This window comes from Halomonas sp. LES1 (genome assembly GCF_031846005.1).
GTDB lineage: Bacteria > Pseudomonadota > Gammaproteobacteria > Pseudomonadales > Halomonadaceae > Halomonas.
Map to the genome: position 1 here is coordinate 1 of NZ_JAVRGC010000023.1, position 873 is coordinate 873.

An 873-nucleotide genomic window follows, 5' to 3' on the forward strand; every position below is an offset into this window, starting at 1 on the left:
TCTGGCTGCCTAGGCATCCACCGTATGCGCTTCATCGCTTGACCATATAACCCCAAAGGGTCTGGTCCGCGATGACACACGACATTGCCGGATACGCGCTTGAAACGTATCTCGTGTTCTTTCCTTGCGGAAAGAACGTTTGTCAGCATGAATCACATTGTTAAAGAGCAGACTGTCAATCGACAGTCATAAACCTGACATCGCGGTGTGATGCTGGCTTATGACTGTGGATCCGATCAGGTAAGACTGTGGGGTAGCGATGGTGGAGCCAAGCGGGCGGTGCGACGTTTCGCTCGAAACGCTGACCTTCTGCAAGATGGTGGAGCCAAGCGGGATCGAACCGCTGACCTCCTGCGTGCAAGGCAGGCGCTCTCCCAGCTGAGCTATGGCCCCGGATAATCTGAGTGAGACAATGTGCTTTTCGACAATGTGTAGCAGGTACACGAGAAGAGAAGCAACAACGTGTCACGCAAATTGGTGGGTCTGGGCAGACTCGAACTGCCGACCTCACCCTTATCAGGGGTGCGCTCTAACCAACTGAGCTACAGACCCGGCGCTATCAGTCGGGTCCTCTCCAGCAATCTGCCGACCTCACCCTACTTTTCATAAGGTCAGGGGGGGTGCGCTCTTACCAACTGAGCGGCAGACCCGGCGAAACCACTGAATGGGTAACCCAAACAGTCTTTTGCTCTGGTCGATCAGGTAATTCATTGTGAGCACTTGCCGACAGTCGGTGACATAGTCGATAAGGAGGTGATCCAGCCGCAGGTTCCCCTACGGCTACCTTGTTACGACTTCACCCCAGTCATGAGCCACACCGTGGTGATCGCTCTCCCGAAGGTTAAGCTAACCACTTCTGGTGCAGTCCACTCC

Annotated in this window: 2 tRNA genes and 1 rRNA gene; all 3 read right to left on the reverse strand. The window is 54.6% G+C overall.

Annotated elements, in window-relative coordinates:
- Nucleotides 1-317: 317 nt before the first annotated feature.
- Nucleotides 318-393, reverse strand: a tRNA-Ala gene (locus tag RM463_RS17415).
- 82 nt (nucleotides 394-475) lie between these two features.
- A tRNA-Ile gene (locus tag RM463_RS17420) sits at nucleotides 476-552 on the reverse strand.
- 194 nt (nucleotides 553-746) lie between these two features.
- Nucleotides 747-873 (reverse strand): 16S ribosomal RNA (locus tag RM463_RS17425); the annotation flags it as partial.